Origin of the sequence: Acinetobacter amyesii, assembly GCF_023499985.1 — a bacterium.
GTDB classification, from domain to species: domain Bacteria; phylum Pseudomonadota; class Gammaproteobacteria; order Pseudomonadales; family Moraxellaceae; genus Acinetobacter; species Acinetobacter amyesii.
The window spans coordinates 93,004-109,401 of record NZ_JAMCOU010000006.1 but is presented as its reverse complement, the minus strand read 5'-3'; the positions used below and the strand labels follow the sequence as shown (position 1 = coordinate 109,401).

Sequence of the window (16,398 nt, the reverse complement as noted above, 5' to 3'; positions counted from 1 at the left end):
GGTGCAAATTGTGTTTGAAAAAACAGCGGAAAAAAGTCTGAACTTAATGGGGTGGCAAATTGATAACCATTGGGATTTAAATATCGACCAATGTGTCATGATTGCAGCGCCACATACCAGTAATTGGGATGCACTTTATGCACGCCTTGCCCTGAAAGCTTTAGGGGTAAATGTTCGTATCACGATTAAAGACAGTTATATGAAATTCCCGTTTGGGCCTTTTGTGCGTGCAATGGGCGGAATTGGTATTAATCGTCGTCCAAAACAAGATGGTGAAGCACGTCAAAGTATGGTTGAGCTCATGGCTGACTTATTTAAGCATCATCCGAAATTAGTCATGTTGGTAACGCCTGAAGGGACACGCGCCAAACAAGAGAAGTGGAAAACCGGTTTTTATCATGTTGCTATGCAAGCGGGTGTGCCGATTGCTTTAGCCTATATGGACTATGCGCAGAAAAAAACGGGTGTGGGTAAAATTGTTTATCCTACAGGCGATTATGAAAAAGATATGGCTGAAATCATGGATTTTTACGCGCAAATTCATGCCAAATTTCCTGAAAAATTCAGTGTCGATACACGCTATTACTAATCCAACAAACCAATAAAAAAGGACAGCATCGGCTGTCCTTTTTTATGTTTAGATTCTTCTGTTTAGATTTTTATGTTGATTTTAATCATTAAAGTCGGGATGAATACCGCCCAGATTTTGACATGCCGCCTTATAAATAATGTATTGCTGGTCAACCACATCGATGAGCGGAATACGAAATAACTTTTCGCCTTGCTTATAGCTATCGATATAAGACACGACTTTTTGTTTGCTTGATGCTAGTTTTTCTTCATGGAAAGTTGTAATCGAGCTATGAGTCATATGTGAACTTTCAATATTATTGCATTGAAAATGGGAGAGTAGTTTTTCAGCTTTTTTAATTTCGCTGGACGTGCCAAACATACAGCCGCTAAGCAGAGTTACACCTGCAAGCAGGATGAACTTTTTCATGGTTTTATTTTAAGCAAAATTATGAGGTGCAATATTCTATTAATTTTTCGTCAGAAAAATTAATTACTTTTTTACCATTTGGCTAATTTTTATTTAAATGTGAACTATGTCATTGTTACAAGATGTGAATATCTAACTGAGAAGGGTTTTTCTAGAATGACTTGGACAAATATCTTTAGGTTTGGAGTCATCAGGTTAAGATACTCATCGTCACCAAGAAGCAGCCTGAAGAGAATAGAAGACCTAATACAATATGTTTAAATTGGCGTTCTGAAATGCGATAAAAAAGTTTGGCACCAAAAATCACTGGAAAAGCCATAATCACCAACAGCACGGCTAAATAGGGCAGATGTTCACGATGGATGATTCCTCGTAATAGATAGCTGATAAGTGTGACGAGCTGAATGGCTAAATTGAAATGTCGCAAAATATAGCGTTGTTCTGCTTTGGGGGTATTTTTCAGCATGAGCCATGCAGAGGGTAATGCACCACAAAAGCCTCCGAGACCACCCAAGATTCCAGCAATATATCCAATACTAGAATCCGCCCATTTCCCTGATTTTTGGATGAATGAAAATTTCGGATTAAAAAATAAAATTGGGCACCAAAACATTAAAAAAGCGCCCAAAACCAATTTAAATGTATCTGGATTAATGCTGTCTAATAAATAGGTACCGAGCGGTACACCTAAAATTCCTGCAATTAAATAGGGATAAATGATTTTTTTATTGATCGGAATGCTTTTACGTTCTGATGATAATGAAATGAAGTGGCTATAAACTGAAGCGCAGACCACCAAGGGTGCGGCTATTTGAGGGGGGAGTATCCAAACCCAAAATGACATTGCGATAAGGGCGAATGCAAACCCTGTTAATCCTTGTACGAATCCCGCAAAGATGGCACCAAGAATAAAAATCAGCCAAGTCATTAAATTACAGCTTTGAAATACGTGGCGCTATTGTAGTGAATTTTTCTATATAAATGTGGCTGACTGAGTAAATGTAGCAAAATTGGACATCAAATCACGAATAGAACATGAATATTTAAATACAGCATATGTACACAGACTTCCGATTGAATTCATTTCGATAAGTGAAAATGCTCTTCATCAAAGAGGAGTGCTACACATGCTTAAACAAGTTGCTTTGCTATCTGTGGTTGCAATTACATTTACAGGGTGTGTCGTGGCGCCATTTGATGATGGCCGATACCATTCGAATCAATATGGCTATGCAAATCAATATGGCTATGCAAATCAATATGGTGGTTCATACGGACAGCGCTATGACTCAAGTCAGCGTTATGACCGCTCATATGGTCGAGTGAATAGCCCGCAACATCGACCAAACTCACCACGACCGAATTCGAATAACCGTCCAGACAATATATATAAACCAAATGCGCATAAACCGAATGTACACAATTCTTCATCTCAGCATCCGTCAAATGTGCAGCGTCCAAGCTCAAAGCCTCAGACTTCGGCTAAACCAAATACAAGCAAGCCCCAGCTGCAAAAACCACAGCAACAACGTCCAAAAGTGACGCCCGTGGATAAAGCTAAAACCACAGGTGGATTTAACAGCCAGCGTCCACTTCGACCACAGGTTTAATGATTTTCAAGTAATAAAAAAGGACGCATTGGCGTCCTTTTTTATGTGCATCTACATTAAGCCTTTTTATATAAGCCTGCACGCACCGTTCCAGCTTTGGTTTGTTTAATTTGCTGCCAACTGCTCGGGAGTTTTAACTGAGCAAGATCACGATCAGCTTCGATATAAATTAAACCATTGTCTGCAATGCACGGATCGACCAATTCAGCAAGTTCCTGCCATAAATCAAGACTATAAGGGGGATCTAAGAAAATCAGATCAAATTGGTCTTTCAAGTTAGGAATGGCTTGTTGTGCCGTAATGTTTTTGAGTTGCACACGTTGTTTGCTAACTCTTAAAAGTTCTAAATTGTCCATGAGAAATTTCGCTTGGGTGCGATCAGGTTCAATTAAAACAGCTTCTGCTGCACCACGTGAGAGTGCTTCAAATGACAAAGCACCTGAACCTGTACACAGGTCGAGAACTTTGGCATTTTGAACATCCCACATGAGCCAGTTAAATAATGTCTCGCGCACACGGTCAGGTGTAGGGCGTAAACCATCAATACTGGCAAAAGGCAGTTGACGGCGTTTCCATTCACCCCCAATGATTCTTAATTGATTTTTCATGAATTATTCCTCATCGGTTGCATGTGCGGCACTGGCAGCACGAGGTGGGGTATTTGCAGTATTCGATTGTTGAGTTGCACTGTTGTTCTGCTGAGCTGTTGGGCTCGCATTTGGATCGGCTGATAAAATATTAGAGCCGCTTGGTAACTCACTCGGTTTTAGACCTGCAGTCATGAGACCACCGCTAATTTGATGGCTTGCAGGACGAATTGGATTCTTTTTACGTGTTAATAACCAGTAGTCAAACATCGGTTTCGCAATTTGAGCAGCAGAACCACCGTGACGACCATTTTCCCAAACGACGGCAATCGCAATTTCAGGTTTTTCCGCAGGGGCAAAACCAACAAATAAACCATGGTCAAGTTGACGCTCTGTCAATAAGGACTCGTTATAGCGTTTACCTTGGGCAATACTTTTAACCTGTGCGGTGCCTGTTTTACCTGCGATTTGATACATTGGGGTACGAATACCACGACCGGTCCCTGTTTGAACCACATCAATCATGGCATCACGCATTTTGATCCAATCATCTGGCTTACCATTAAATTGAATGCGACCATTCGGGGCGTTATGGACTTTGTGGACTTTAGCGCCTTTACTTTCACGCAAAACGTGAGGTGTAACATGAGAGCCTTGATTAGCGGTAATGGCAGTTGCCATCGCCAGTTGTAATGGTGTTGCTGTAAATGCACCTTGACCAATACTGACAGAAATGGTTTCACCTTTAAGCCAGTTGGACTTCCGTGTGCGGAGCTTCCATTCGGGATTTGGATATAGCCCCGTACTTTCACTTGGTAAATCTACACCGGTTTTTTCACCGAAACCAAACTGACGCATCCAAGTATTCATTTTTTCAATGCCCATGCGATAGGACAAGACATAGAAGTAGGTATCGCAGGAAATGACTTGAGCTTTGTGTAAATTAACTGAGCCATGACCAGTTTTTTTGTGGTCACGGAAACGATGGCTGTCACCCGGAAGCGTGAAATAGCCCGGATCTGAAATGGCAGTACTCCAATCCACTAGACCATAATGAATACCACCTAGACCAAACATTGGCTTAATCGTTGAACCCGGTGGATAAGCCCCTTGCACGGCACGGTTATATAATGGCTGATCGAGGCTATCACGCAGTTCAGAATAATCTTTGCTGCTAATCCCGGTAACAAATAAGTTAGGATTAAAACTTGGACTAGAAACGAGAGCAAGAATTTCTCCAGTACGTGGGTCAATCGCAACAATTGCACCACGTCGACCTGCAAGCTGCTCTGACGCGACCATTTGCAGTCCATAATCTAGGGATAAATATAAGTCATTACCACGAATCGGATCTTTACGACCTAGATGTCGTAACACATTACCAAAGGCATCGGCTTCAACCGACTCATTTCCCGGCATACCGTGTAAAAGTTCTTCATATGATTTTTCAACGCCAATTTTACCGATCAGGTTAGAGCCAGCGTATAAATCTTTATCAATCGTTTTTAGTTCTTTGTCATTAATACGACCCACGTAGCCAATCACATGGGCAAACAGTTCGCCATGTGGATAGTAGCGAGTCATTTGGGTCTCTATATTGACACCCGGGAATTGATATTTCACCTCACTAAAACGGGCGATATCATTTTCATTTAAATTCAGTTTAATCGAAACGCGTTCAGTCTTTTTAGAGGTTTTAATCCGACTTTTGAAACGTTCGATGTCTTCATCAGTCAGTTCTAACAGAGGCGTTAGGCGCTCTACCGTATCATCAATGTCTTCAACATCCGCACGGCTCATGGTTGCTGAGAAAACCGGATAATTATCCGCTAATAACACGCCATTACGGTCATAGATATAACCACGTGAGGGTGCAAGCGGTTGCAGTCGAATTCGGTTTTGATCTGCCGCAGTCGAAAAGGTCTCATAACTTTTGATTTGCAAATATGCATATCGTGCCACAAGCAACAGCATAAAGAAGGAGACAATCCCTATCGAAATCACCACGCGATTACGATAAATCCGCTTTTCTTGCTGGACATTTTTTAAAGGATAATGCTGCTTCATACGCGATCGACTTAAAGACTGAGAGCTAAAATAACGGAAGAGGCATATTCTAGCGCAACTGACATTTTTTTGATAAATAAAAACGACTCTGCTGTGATTGCAGTCTATATTTTGACTTTGCAGACATGAAAAATATGGGGCTTTGTGTATAACAGTTCATATTATTCTGCTAAAGTCGAAACGTATAAAAAAGGAATATTCCAAAAAATAATACTAAGGAATTTTGTGAAAACAATGAATAAATTATATCCATTGCTTGCATTTATGATGCTCGGAAGCATCGCACATGCCAATGACAATTCATTTTTACCTGAGGCAAAGTTAACAGGTAAGGGTTATCAACCATGGAATGTTGGAGCAGGTTTTACTCAAAAAATTATTCACGTGAATGGTGAGTGGGTAAACCCATATGGCATTGCCTATGCAAAAGCTGGTGTTTTCTTGAACGATGATAAAACACCTGGTGGGCAAGTCGGCTTTCGTTACCCCGTTCATTTCACTGGCAAAGATAAAAATGGTTATTATATCGGAGCTTATGCGGGCCACATCGACTCCAAGAAAGTAGATGGTGAAGATGAAGCGCGTTTAGGTGGTGGTATCGATCTTGCTTATGTGATGTTGAGTGCCGAGCGTATTAGTACGTTTAGTGTAGGCTTGGGTGCGGGTGAAAAATTAGAAGACAAATCAGGTAATGTGATTGTGGAAACCGAACCGAGACTACAAATCTCATATACTTTAAGTTTTGGTTTGTAGTGAAAATAATCAACTTTATTTTATAACCGCACTCACTGAATAAAATTAAATATGGAAGTTATGCATGCTTGAGTACGTTAACGAATTGTGGCAAACCTTTTTGCAACGTCCCGATTTTTGGGCTGTGCTGAGTATTATCCCCGTTACCGCATTCGTTACCTGGGCACACGTTTGGATGGCACTGAAAATGGTGTTTTACCCGATTACTTTCTGGGGATTCCATTTAGGTCCATTACCCGTGGGATGGCAGGGGATTGTGCCAAGAAAAGCTGGACGTATTTCTGGCATTATTACGGATAACACATTGTCTAAATTGGGTTCCTTGCGCGAGTTTTTGGATGCAATGGATCCTGAGGATATGGCGCGCATCATTGGTGAACAAGTTGGCTTTGAACTTGAACATTTGATTGATGAAGTCATGCTAGACCGAAATGCGGTGCTTTGGGAAAACTTACCGTATTCGATTAAACGCCGTATTTATGCCCAAGCACATAAACAGCTGCCAAATACCTTAAAAGAACTCGTGACCGAACTGACCATGAACGTAGAGTCACTTGTTGACATGCGTGAAATGGTGGTGAGTCAAATGGAAGCGGATCGTCTCTTGATGGTGCGGATGTTCCTTAAAGTTGGCCAAAAAGAAATCAACTTTATTTGGCATATCAGTGCCTTGATTGGGATGTTCTTTGGTATCTTCCAAATGATCGTTTGGTTTGTGGTGCCTTGGCATTGGACGGTTCCATTTTGGGCAGCAATCTGGGGCTTTTTGACCAACTGGATTGCCATCTGGATGGTATTTAATCCAATTGAGCCGCACCCCGTAAAGTATTTGCAATTGTTTGAATTAACTAAAGATCGTAAATTCCCTTGGATTAAACCTGTGCTTCCACGTATTGGAACGTACAATGTTCAAGGGGCGTTTATGAAACGCCAAGAAGAAGTTTCGGATGTATTCGCAAGTGTAGTCACAGAAGACCTAATTACGTTAAAATCCATCATGACCGAAATGATGTATGGCGGGAAGAAAGATAAGACCCGTCGCATTGTGAAACGTCATATTAATGAAATTATGGAATCTCCACTGGTTCGTACCTCATTACAGTTGTCTTTAGGTCCAAAAGAGTACGCAAAACTCAAGACAGACTTGATCGATCGCTCAATTGAAATTACGATGGTGCCTGTATGCGACCCTGCGTTTAATGCGAGCCGTGCACAGAAAATCTTTCAAATGTTTAGAGACCGTATTCGTGAGCTAACACCGAAAGAATTTCAAAATCTATTACGTCCTGCATTTCAGGAAGACGAATGGATTTTAATTGTCTTGGGTGGTGTAACCGGTTTTATCGCGGGTACAATACATTTGTTTGTGGCTTTCTTATAATTAGATGCTGGAAGATGATCTGAATCTTCGGTTCAGATCACTACATAGCGTCATATACAATGTTTAAAATGAGGATGTTTTTTTATGCGCATTATATTACTCGGACCACCTGGAGCAGGTAAAGGGACACAAGCTCAGTTGATCTGTAAGCGCTACGATATCCCACAAATTTCAACCGGTGATATGCTCCGTGCTGCGATTCGTGAAGGTACTGAATTAGGTCTACAAGCTAAAAGCGTCATGGATAATGGCGGCCTTGTATCTGATGAGCTTATTATTGGTCTTGTAAAAGAACGCATTGCTCAACCTGACTGTGTCAACGGCTGCATTTTCGACGGTTTCCCGCGTACGATTCCACAAGCTGAAGCGCTTGAAAACGAAGGGATCAGCATCGATCACGTAATTGAAATCGATGTACCTGACGAAGAAATCGTTCAACGTTTATCTGGTCGTCGTCAACACCCAGCATCTGGTCGTGTATATCACACCGTTTACAACCCACCAAAAGTGGAAGGTAAAGATGACGAAACTGGTGAAGACCTTGTTCAACGTCCGGATGACCAAGAAGCAACAATTCGTAAGCGTTTAGGTTCTTACCACGCTGAAACTGAGCAATTGGTTGGTTTCTACCAAGGTCGTGCAGCTTCTGGCGAAAACGCACCGACTTATGACAAATTAAATGGTCTTCGTCCAATCGATCAAGTTCAAACTGATTTGTTCGCGATTTTAGATCAGTCTAAATAATTCAGCTTTTTTGAATTTTTGACAATCAAAGAGTCCTACTGCATAGTGGGACTCTTTTTTTATGTAGCTTTTAGGGCGAATCTGTTATGAAATTTGCTTTGGTTATAATGGTCATCATCGCTGTAGCGGTGTTATTGGGCTTATTATTTGTCAGCTTTAAAATGTTGCGTAAGGTGCAAGTGGAAGAAGCAGAGCAAGCTAAACTGAGCCCGAAGCAATATCGCTTACATCCAAAGCTGCAGCAAGAGCTTGATAAAAAACAAAAAGAACAAGATAAAAATTAAGCATCAACTCGATCAATTGATTCTTACAAATTCCATCTACCCCGAAATTGAAGAGATTAATCTTCAATTTGGGTGGTTTTAATCGGTCTTAATGCGCCAAAGTCAAAACGGTCAGGCCAGTTACACACGTCAGAAACGATACATTCATTACATTTGGGTTTGCGGGCAATACAGGTATAACGCCCATGCAGAATCAACCAATGATGTGAATCAACAATAAACTCTTTGGGGATGACTTTGACGAGTCGGTGTTCGACTTCCAGAACATTTTTGCCGACAGCCAATCCTGTTCGATTCCCTAAACGAAAAATATGCGTATCGACTGCCATGGTCGGTTGTCCAAAAGCAGTATTCAGCACCACATTTGCAGTTTTACGACCGACACCGGGTAAGGCTTCCAAATCTGCACGATTATTCGGAACGATGCTGTTGTGCTTCTCAATGAGCATCTTGCAGGCTTTAATGACATTTTCCGCTTTTGAGTTATACAGGCCAATAGTCTTGATATATTCCTTCAGTCCGTCAACACCTAACGCATAAATAGCTTCAGGAGTATTTGCTACTGGAAAAAGTTTATCTGTGGCTTTGTTGACACTGACATCTGTGGCCTGAGCAGATAGGGTAACAGCCACTAAAAGTTCAAATGGACTACTATAATTGAGTTCAGTTTTCGGGTTGGGGCGTTGCTCACGTAAGCGTTCAAAAAAAGTTTGAATTTGCTTCTTAGTCATGTTTTTAACAGCCATGATTAACCCCCTTGCAGTTGTGTTAGTTGTAGCGTGAGCATATGGAGTAATTCACGTTTTTTTGCATCTTCTCGAACACTCAGTTGTTTTTCTAATTTCTTAATTTGTGTACGAATTTTTGCCAGTTCAATCGTAGTTTTTGCATCGAGTTGAATGACTGGCGTAGCAGGTTTTTCCACGACTTCAATGACCGGTACCGAGTCTGTTTGGGTCGAAAATTGGGCAAAAAGTTCCGTATCAATTTCTGCGCGTACAATAGGGCCTTTACGATGAATTCGGCGCTTTTCCTCACGTTGAATATGTGCATAGTAGCGGCGACGTAAATCATTCTGTTCTGCGATTCGAACGGCTTCAGATGGCACTTGATCAAGCTCTTCAACAAGGTCGATACAATCCACTGGACAAGGTGGAATGCAGAGTTCGCAGCCCGTACATAAATCCGTCAAGACCGTATGCATCAATTTGCCTGAGCCAATAATGGCATCGACAGGGCAGGCACTGATACATTTGGTACAACCAATACATTCATCCTCACGAATCACAGCTTTAACCCGTTGCGGGCGCCCATCACTTTGGATTGGCCAAACGCTGGCTTCTGCTGTTAAGTGTGGACGATTTAATAACGCTGCTAGTGAATCTGCTACAGGTTGACCACCGGGTATACATTTATTGGCTTCTTCTCCTTCACTGATGGCTTTGGCATAGGGTAAGCAGCCGTCTCGGTGTCCACAAAGTCCACATTGAGTTTGTGGCAATAGGGCATCAATTTGTTGGATGAGGGAAATTTCAGAAGTCATGGGTAGTCGCGAGTACAAATGAAGGCAGAGAAAAATCAAAGAGGACGTTGAATTCTAGCATGTTTCAGTATGAATTGCTGTGCGCAAAAAAGGGTCTATAGATGCATCATAAATGAGCAAAATAATTCATTAAAATATTCCTAAAAGTAATAATATTTATAACTAAAATATTTGAGTAATCAATTTAAATCGCTGTTCTTTAAAGAATTTAAAGATTTTTCAAAAAAACTATTGCTGATTAGTTACAAAAGATATTTAATATTTTGCGCCAAAATATATCTTTGATCAAAATTGTGATCAATTTTGATCCATACATCTGCTGAGGATTAAGTGTTGAAATATAACAGCCTTAACGACTTCCTAGACTACGTTAAAACACGTGATGAACATCAACCTGAATTTCTTCAAGCTGTTGAAGAAGTGATGACGAGCCTTTGGCCATTCATCGAAAAGAACCCACAATATGCTGACTACGGTTTGCTAGAACGTCTTGTTGAGCCTGAGCGTGCAATTCAGTTCCGTGTTTCATGGGTAGATGACAAAGGTCAAACTCAAGTTAACCGTGCTTTCCGTGTTCAATACAACTCAGCAATTGGTCCATTCAAAGGTGGTATGCGTTTCCACCCATCAGTGAACCTTTCAATTCTTAAATTCTTAGGTTTTGAACAAACTTTCAAAAATGCTTTAACTACACTTCCTATGGGTGGTGGTAAAGGTGGTTCAGATTTTGACCCTAAAGGTAAATCTGAAGGCGAAATCATGCGTTTCTGCCAAGCATTAATGATCGAATTATACCGTCATCTTGGTTCTAACACTGACATCCCTGCGGGTGACATCGGTGTAGGTGGCCGTGAAGTGGGCTACATGGCTGGTATGATGAAAAAATTAAGCAATGACACAGCATGTGTGTTTACTGGTAAAGGTTTAACTTTCGGTGGTTCACTTGCGCGTCCTGAAGCAACTGGTTACGGTACTGTGTATTTCGCTGAGGAAATGCTAAAAACTCGTGGCGATAGCTTTAAAGATAAAGTTGTAACGATTTCGGGTTCTGGTAACGTTGCACAATACGCTGCTGAAAAAGCAATGTACTTAGGTGCGAAAGTGGTTTCACTTTCTGACTCAGCTGGTACTGTATACGTGAAAGACGGTTTCACAACTGAACTTCTTGCTGAAGTAATGGAATTGAAAAACGTTAAGCGTGGCCGTATTTCTGAATTTGCATCTAAGCACGGTTTTGAATATTTAGAAGGTCAACGCCCTTGGTCAATCAAATGTGATATCGCACTGCCATGTGCAACTCAAAATGAATTAGATGAAGCTGATGCTGAAGCTCTTCTTGCTAATGGCGTAATCTGTGTTGCTGAAGGCGCAAACATGCCATCTACTTTGGCTGCAGTTGAGAAATTCGTTGAAGCGAAAATTCTTTATGCACCAGGTAAAGCTTCAAATGCAGGTGGTGTTGCAACTTCTGGTCTTGAAATGTCTCAAAACGCAATTCGTTTGGGTTGGACTTTCGAAGAAGTTGACGAGCGTCTACACGCGATCATGAAAGAAATTCACCGCAACTGCGTGAAATACGGTACTGAAGAAGATGGTACTGTGAACTACGTAAACGGTGCGAACATTGCAGGCTTCGTAAAAGTTGCTGACGCAATGCTTGCTCAAGGCGTTTACTAAGTTCTCCGTAAGTTGAACTGAAAACCGAGGCTTCTGCCTCGGTTTTTTATGGCTGAATGGCTTGAAAAATATAGGATTGTTGCTCAGTGCTTATGAGGGTAAGTTGGATCTTGCTATCCATAACGTTGAAGTGAAAATTTAAGGGTTGGCTGAGCAAACGTTTAATATGAAGCTCTTGCTGATGTAACTGAGGGCATAACTTCACAGTACTCCCTACATATCCTGTAAAACGCAAAGTATGCTTTTCAACATCATAATTGCGGCCAATGCGATTACAACCACTAAAAAATGTCATACGGCCATTGTTGAATGTAAGAGTTATTTGGACAGGTAGAGCCTTATTCTCTACGAGAATCCACGTCTTTTGAGTTAATTGTTCTGCTTCAAAATCACGTAAATTAGCAATTCGCTGTATGCCTTTAAAAATATAGGTCTGTTGATTATTATTCATCACGATTAATTCAGGCAGGGCATTTTGCTTTTGAAGTAGCTTTAGATTTACATCGCGAAAGAGTTGATTGAACAGCACATCGTTATTTGATTGCTTTGAACAGCCGATCAGTGTTTGCAGCTGTGAAGATTCAGTCTTCAAATGCTGTTGATTTAAATGATAATGTTTAGAGATTAAATTGCATCCCGCATAAAGGTGTAGCTGTTGTGCGGAAAAGTTAATGAGAAAGGGTTGTCGGCTGTCAGTTGGATTATGTTGCCATGTATAGTGCTGTAAAACTTGATGAAATTGATCTGAAGCTGGGCTGATAAAAGTCTCGTGTTGAAGTTTGGGTTGCCATACGCTATTACTCTGACAGCCAAACAATCCGAATAAAATACTAAAATACAATAAATTTTTCATCGGTAGTCTAGATCCTAAAGCGTACTGTGGATATAAAAAACCGAGGCGATGACCTCGGTTTTTTATCGGCTGTAACTTACAACGTACCTTTTACGGCTTCACGTTCGACTGACATATCAAAAATATAGGCATATTTTGATTGGTCAGCAGTAGGGTTTTTACGTTCAAAACGTTTTACGCGAATAATTTGGCGTTCTGCAGGAGTATGCTTAAAGCCTTCAATTTGATCGTAAAATAAGGTCCAGTCTTTATCAACTTGTGTTTTTAGGCCTTTTTCATCGTACTTCACTTCACGCACTTGCAAACAAGTTTGTGGAGCAACGCCTGTACATTGTTTAGTTTCAGGACTGACTTCTAGGAAAATCGTTTCGCCTTGTGAGTTATATTGGGTTTCAGGTGTTAATTTTCCAGTGAACACCAGTTTCTCACCTGTTGCAGAGATAATGGTTAACGTTGGATTTTGTGGATCTGTAGTATTTAAAACAAAAGGTGCTTTACGGTCACTAAAGAGTGAAGATGCAAGTCCTTCTTGTTTCATCGCATGATCAGGACACGCCATCATGGTAGATGCAATGTTGCCTGTTACAAGTGTATTGTGTTCCACTTTCCATTGGGTTGACATGCTATTACAGCTGGTTGAAATACCCAAAGTGCCATTTTCTAGAAAATTTAAAACCAAAGGTTTTGGCGCATTTTCAGTGGTGGTGCTCCATTGATATGAAGCTAAAGTTTTATCAGCATTTTGTTGTTGTAATACGCTCACGGCTAAATCTCCAGCTTTTTGGATATCGCTTGATTGACATGCTGCAAGGGCTAAAGGGAAGAGGGCGATCGCTAAATATTTTAATTTCATTACGCTAACTGTTCTAAGTGAATTTCAGCCTGTAGCATAACCCATTCATTTTAAAAAAATATGAATACATTCAGCTCAAATAAGTAGCAAAATGTATCCATAAATAATAATTTGTTAACTTATTAATATAAATTATGAATAAGTCAAACTATTTCGTTTTATTCACGTTTAATCAAAACGATAAATATCCATACCCAGTGAACCCATACTAAAGCTACTGTGAACAATAGAGAAGCGAGGGCCTGCACCCATCGCAAAGAAGATGGGTGCAAAATGTTCAATGGTCGGATGGTTACGTTGTACAAACGGGATATTTTGCCAATCGAGAACTGCATCAAAATCTTGATGAGTGAGCTTATTGACCACAAAATTACGGAATGTAGACGCCCATTCAGTCACGGCTGCGGCACGACCATCCCAAGCCAATTCACGTAAGTTATGAGTAATACTGCCCGATCCAATCAACAGGATTTGCTTGTCACGTAAAGGGGCAAGCGTTTGTCCAATTTTATAGATCTCTTGCGCAGACATGGTCATCGGTAGTGATATTTCAATTACAGGAATGTCTGCATCAGGATACATATGCAACAACGGCATCCAAACGCCATGATCTCGTGGACGGGTGCTGTTGGCATGTGCAGATAAACCTGCATTGGCAAGCAAATGAAGGATTTCTTCAGCAAGCTCTGGGTTACCCGGTGCAGGATAGCGGATATCATAAAGTTCCGCAGGGAAGCCACGGAAGTCATGCCAAGTTTCAGGACGGGCACTGGTACTTACTTCTAGTGCGTTACTTTCCCAATGCGCGGACATAATAATAATGGCTTCCGGCTTTGGAAGATTCAGGCTTAAACGTTCCAACGCAGGACCAACTTGCTCAGGATTGATGGCAAGCATAGGTGAGCCATGGGAAATAAATAAACCTGGAAGTGTTTGTAAATTCATCGCGGTCGCCGTTGGTTGTTTAAAGGAATATGATGATCATGCACTAAATTATTCAGCGTAACAATTCGGATAATTTCAACGGTTTGTTTCATTGTTGCAACGCTGTACTTGCTGTAGATACTGGAGTCAGTTCGGATTAACCCGCACGATGGTAAGGGTGATTATGGTTAATACTCATTGCACGGTATAGCTGTTCGATGAGCATGACACGAACCATAGGATGCGGCAAAGTCAGTTTAGACAAAGACCAATGCCATGCTGCTGCTTTACGTACTGCTTCAGAATGTCCATCTGGCCCACCAATGGCTAAAACCACATCATTGCCTTCAAGCATCCAGCCTTTCATGGTTTCAGCTAGTTTTTCGGTACTAAACTCACGACCACCGACTTCTAAGGCGATCAGCACTTCATTCGATTTCATGGCATTTAAAATGCTGTCACCTTCAATTTGACGGTATTTTAAAATGTCGGCTTCTGAGTCGTTCTTGCCACGTTTAGCCATAGGCAGTTCAATAATTTGCGTTTGAACAAATGGCTGAATACGTTTGAAATAATCTTCAAAACCCGTCAGAACCCATGCTGGCATTTTTTGACCGATTGTCAGAATACGAATTTTCATACAGCGCCTGAAAGTATACAAAAGAGCATTATAACGGTTCGCTTGCGCTTTGTATGTTCAGACACAATTTGCAATTGAAATCGTGTTCTGCTTGCTGTTTAAATACGCAGCATAAACAGATTAGATCAAAGATGAAAATTGGAATAATAACAATGAAAAAAACATGGCAGGACGGTAAATTATTTTTGCTCAAGCAAGCAGCAATGCTTTCAATTTTTGGATGGTGTTCATTTGCGGCGTATGCCAACAATATTAGAACCGCTGAACCGGATAATTTAAAAGTCTATTTAGAGCAAATTATTGGTAATGAAGCTGAATATCGTAACTATAAGAACATTCAAGAGTTAAATCGCGTGTCTGCTTGGATTCGTGAGCAGATGCGTTTATTTGGTGTGAATTGTCGTTTTCAAACCTATACCGTAAACAGCCAGCCATACCGTAATGTGGTCTGTCCCTTAAATGCAGGGCATAGCAACCGAGTGATCGTTGGTGCGCACTACGATGTATTTGAGGAGCAGCATGGCGCCGATGATAATGCTTCTGGCGTTGCAGGTGTACTCGAAGCTGCTCGGATTCTTTCGGCTGAAAAAGCGCGTTTAAAACAAAATATTGAGTTTGTATTTTATACCCTCGAAGAACCGCCATATTTTAGAACAGAGTCGATGGGCAGTTTTATCCATGCAAAATCGGTAGCAAAGGAAAAGGATAAAATTTCAGGTGTGTATATTCTGGAAATGATTGGTTATTTTGATCCCAAAGTCACTCAAGATTATCCAGTTGGACTGAAATGGATTTATCCATCTCATACGAATTTTATTGCATCGGTGGGGAATATTCAGTCTCGTGACTTAACCTCATCGTATTGTGCGGCGATGGAGTCTTTGAAGCAACTACAATGTGAGCGCTTGATTTCACCTTCATTTATTCAGGGTGTGGATTTTTCAGACCATATGAATTATTGGCAATTTGATATGCCAGCGATGATGATCACCGATACTGCATTTTATCGTAATAAGCACTATCACACCGAGCAAGATACCTTGGATAAATTAAACTTAGACAAGATGGCTCAAGTGATCGATGGTTTAGTGAAAACCATTTTAAATTTGAAATAGCATGTCTTTAAACACATGACATAAAAAACGCAGCCCCGAAAGCCTGTGGACTGCGATAAAAGGTCATCTACCTGGAGATGTAGATGACCATCTTGTTCCAATGATCATCACGCTTTTAAACGTGATTGGAACCAATAAAGAAACATACAGCGCGTATATCTCTCTACTATATATGTGGGATAGAGAGCGATATTTCAAGTAATAGCATTCAAATTTTGTAAGACTTTCTTATTGGCTATTATTGATCTTGATGTCGAATTTGAAATAGTAATCCAATCAAAAGTTGTAGCTGTTGTCTTGAATCTAGTGGTTGTGAAGAATTTGAATGAAAAGTTTCGAATATTTAGTATGAAAGAATGGATATAAA

Annotated in this window: 18 protein-coding genes; 8 read left to right on the top strand and 10 right to left on the bottom strand. The window is 40.7% G+C overall.

Features of this window, described 5'->3' with window-relative positions:
• Positions 1–10 precede the first annotated feature (10 nt).
• Positions 11–589, top strand: a complete 579-nt coding sequence (locus M5F03_RS00565) for a 1-acyl-sn-glycerol-3-phosphate acyltransferase (RefSeq protein ID WP_171263760.1) — start codon at positions 11–13, stop codon at positions 587–589.
• 81 nt (positions 590–670) lie between these two features.
• Here M5F03_RS00565 and M5F03_RS00560 read toward each other — a convergent pair whose 3' ends face one another.
• Both M5F03_RS00560 and M5F03_RS00555 read right to left on the bottom strand, forming a co-directional pair.
• Entirely contained in the window at positions 671–1,000 is a 330-nt protein-coding gene (locus M5F03_RS00560; RefSeq protein ID WP_180024138.1) for a hypothetical protein, read from the bottom strand.
• A gap of 190 nt (positions 1,001–1,190) precedes the next feature.
• A complete protein-coding gene (locus M5F03_RS00555; RefSeq protein WP_249705873.1) occupies positions 1,191–1,928 on the bottom strand; it encodes a sulfite exporter TauE/SafE family protein in 738 nt (245 codons plus the stop codon).
• Between the two features lie 199 nt (positions 1,929–2,127).
• Here M5F03_RS00555 and M5F03_RS00550 point away from each other — a divergent pair, with 199 nt between their 5' ends.
• The gene (locus M5F03_RS00550; RefSeq protein ID WP_249705871.1) at positions 2,128–2,610 is read left to right on the top strand and encodes a hypothetical protein; all 483 of its coding nucleotides are present in this window, start codon (positions 2,128–2,130) and stop codon (positions 2,608–2,610) included.
• A 56-nt stretch (positions 2,611–2,666) separates the two neighbouring features.
• Here the strand turns inward: M5F03_RS00550 and rsmD are convergent, their stop codons facing one another.
• Both rsmD and mrdA read right to left on the bottom strand, forming a co-directional pair.
• Entirely contained in the window at positions 2,667–3,218 is a 552-nt protein-coding gene (rsmD, locus tag M5F03_RS00545) for a 16S rRNA (guanine(966)-N(2))-methyltransferase RsmD (protein WP_249705869.1), read from the bottom strand.
• A 3-nt stretch (positions 3,219–3,221) separates the two neighbouring features.
• Entirely contained in the window at positions 3,222–5,264 is a 2,043-nt protein-coding gene (mrdA, locus tag M5F03_RS00540) for a penicillin-binding protein 2 (protein WP_249705852.1), read from the bottom strand.
• Positions 5,265–5,498: 234 nt separating this feature from the next.
• On the opposite strand from mrdA, the gene M5F03_RS00535 reads away from it, so the two are divergent.
• The 4 genes from M5F03_RS00535 to M5F03_RS00520 all read left to right on the top strand — a co-directional run bounded on the left by M5F03_RS00535 (position 5,499) and on the right by M5F03_RS00520 (position 8,426).
• On the top strand, positions 5,499–6,017 hold the full coding sequence (locus M5F03_RS00535; RefSeq protein WP_078192958.1) for a hypothetical protein: 519 nt from the start codon (positions 5,499–5,501) through the stop codon (positions 6,015–6,017).
• A 64-nt stretch (positions 6,018–6,081) separates the two neighbouring features.
• A complete protein-coding gene (locus M5F03_RS00530) occupies positions 6,082–7,398 on the top strand; it encodes a DUF445 domain-containing protein (protein ID WP_233944395.1) in 1,317 nt (438 codons plus the stop codon).
• A gap of 84 nt (positions 7,399–7,482) precedes the next feature.
• Positions 7,483–8,142, top strand: a complete 660-nt coding sequence (gene adk, locus M5F03_RS00525) for an adenylate kinase (RefSeq protein WP_078189866.1) — start codon at positions 7,483–7,485, stop codon at positions 8,140–8,142.
• An 86-nt stretch (positions 8,143–8,228) separates the two neighbouring features.
• On the top strand, positions 8,229–8,426 hold the full coding sequence (locus M5F03_RS00520) for a hypothetical protein (RefSeq protein ID WP_180003963.1): 198 nt from the start codon (positions 8,229–8,231) through the stop codon (positions 8,424–8,426).
• Positions 8,427–8,482: 56 nt separating this feature from the next.
• On the opposite strand, the gene nth is transcribed toward M5F03_RS00520, so the two are convergent.
• Both nth and M5F03_RS00510 read right to left on the bottom strand, forming a co-directional pair.
• Positions 8,483–9,172: an endonuclease III gene (gene nth, locus M5F03_RS00515; RefSeq protein ID WP_180079050.1), complete on the bottom strand. Its 690-nt coding sequence runs from the start codon at positions 9,170–9,172 to the stop codon at positions 8,483–8,485.
• A gap of 2 nt (positions 9,173–9,174) precedes the next feature.
• Entirely contained in the window at positions 9,175–9,969 is a 795-nt protein-coding gene (locus tag M5F03_RS00510) for an RnfABCDGE type electron transport complex subunit B (protein ID WP_180094723.1), read from the bottom strand.
• A gap of 330 nt (positions 9,970–10,299) precedes the next feature.
• On the opposite strand from M5F03_RS00510, the gene gdhA reads away from it, so the two are divergent.
• Positions 10,300–11,646 carry an NADP-specific glutamate dehydrogenase gene (gene gdhA / locus M5F03_RS00505; protein ID WP_227591817.1) on the top strand — a complete coding sequence of 449 codons (1,347 nt, stop codon included), beginning with the start codon at positions 10,300–10,302 and terminating at the stop codon, positions 11,644–11,646.
• A 46-nt stretch (positions 11,647–11,692) separates the two neighbouring features.
• Here the strand turns inward: gdhA and M5F03_RS00500 are convergent, their stop codons facing one another.
• The 4 genes from M5F03_RS00500 to rlmH form a co-directional block, all read right to left on the bottom strand.
• Positions 11,693–12,499, bottom strand: coding sequence for an META domain-containing protein (locus tag M5F03_RS00500; RefSeq protein ID WP_249705850.1), 807 nt, complete (start codon positions 12,497–12,499; stop codon positions 11,693–11,695).
• Between the two features lie 76 nt (positions 12,500–12,575).
• A complete protein-coding gene (locus M5F03_RS00495; RefSeq protein WP_249705847.1) occupies positions 12,576–13,352 on the bottom strand; it encodes an META and DUF4377 domain-containing protein in 777 nt (258 codons plus the stop codon).
• 168 nt (positions 13,353–13,520) lie between these two features.
• On the bottom strand, positions 13,521–14,297 hold the full coding sequence (locus M5F03_RS00490; protein WP_249705845.1) for a dioxygenase family protein: 777 nt from the start codon (positions 14,295–14,297) through the stop codon (positions 13,521–13,523).
• Positions 14,298–14,433: 136 nt separating this feature from the next.
• The gene (gene rlmH, locus M5F03_RS00485) at positions 14,434–14,916 is read right to left on the bottom strand and encodes a 23S rRNA (pseudouridine(1915)-N(3))-methyltransferase RlmH (protein ID WP_078189858.1); all 483 of its coding nucleotides are present in this window, start codon (positions 14,914–14,916) and stop codon (positions 14,434–14,436) included.
• Positions 14,917–15,068: 152 nt separating this feature from the next.
• On the opposite strand from rlmH, the gene M5F03_RS00480 reads away from it, so the two are divergent.
• Entirely contained in the window at positions 15,069–16,031 is a 963-nt protein-coding gene (locus M5F03_RS00480) for a M20/M25/M40 family metallo-hydrolase (RefSeq protein ID WP_372491088.1), read from the top strand.
• Positions 16,032–16,398 lie beyond the last annotated feature (367 nt).

Bases quoted from the DNA above. Each gene is read 5' to 3' on its own strand.
- M5F03_RS00560 (WP_180024138.1), bottom strand. From the start codon at position 1,000: ATGAAAAAGTTCATCCTGCTTGCAGGTGTAACTCTGCTTAGCGGCTGT.
- M5F03_RS00555 (WP_249705873.1), bottom strand. From the start codon at position 1,928: ATGACTTGGCTGATTTTTATTCTTGGTGCCATCTTTGCGGGATTCGTA.
- M5F03_RS00550 (WP_249705871.1), top strand. From the start codon at position 2,128: ATGCTTAAACAAGTTGCTTTGCTATCTGTGGTTGCAATTACATTTACA.
- rsmD (WP_249705869.1), bottom strand. From the start codon at position 3,218: ATGAAAAATCAATTAAGAATCATTGGGGGTGAATGGAAACGCCGTCAA.
- mrdA (WP_249705852.1), bottom strand. From the start codon at position 5,264: ATGAAGCAGCATTATCCTTTAAAAAATGTCCAGCAAGAAAAGCGGATT.
- M5F03_RS00535 (WP_078192958.1), top strand. From the start codon at position 5,499: ATGAATAAATTATATCCATTGCTTGCATTTATGATGCTCGGAAGCATC.
- M5F03_RS00530 (WP_233944395.1), top strand. From the start codon at position 6,082: ATGCTTGAGTACGTTAACGAATTGTGGCAAACCTTTTTGCAACGTCCC.
- adk (WP_078189866.1), top strand. From the start codon at position 7,483: ATGCGCATTATATTACTCGGACCACCTGGAGCAGGTAAAGGGACACAA.
- M5F03_RS00520 (WP_180003963.1), top strand. From the start codon at position 8,229: ATGAAATTTGCTTTGGTTATAATGGTCATCATCGCTGTAGCGGTGTTA.
- nth (WP_180079050.1), bottom strand. From the start codon at position 9,172: ATGGCTGTTAAAAACATGACTAAGAAGCAAATTCAAACTTTTTTTGAA.
- M5F03_RS00510 (WP_180094723.1), bottom strand. From the start codon at position 9,969: ATGACTTCTGAAATTTCCCTCATCCAACAAATTGATGCCCTATTGCCA.
- M5F03_RS00500 (WP_249705850.1), bottom strand. From the start codon at position 12,499: ATGAAAAATTTATTGTATTTTAGTATTTTATTCGGATTGTTTGGCTGT.
- M5F03_RS00495 (WP_249705847.1), bottom strand. From the start codon at position 13,352: ATGAAATTAAAATATTTAGCGATCGCCCTCTTCCCTTTAGCCCTTGCA.
- M5F03_RS00490 (WP_249705845.1), bottom strand. From the start codon at position 14,297: ATGAATTTACAAACACTTCCAGGTTTATTTATTTCCCATGGCTCACCT.
- rlmH (WP_078189858.1), bottom strand. From the start codon at position 14,916: ATGAAAATTCGTATTCTGACAATCGGTCAAAAAATGCCAGCATGGGTT.
- M5F03_RS00480 (WP_372491088.1), top strand. From the start codon at position 15,069: ATGAAAAAAACATGGCAGGACGGTAAATTATTTTTGCTCAAGCAAGCA.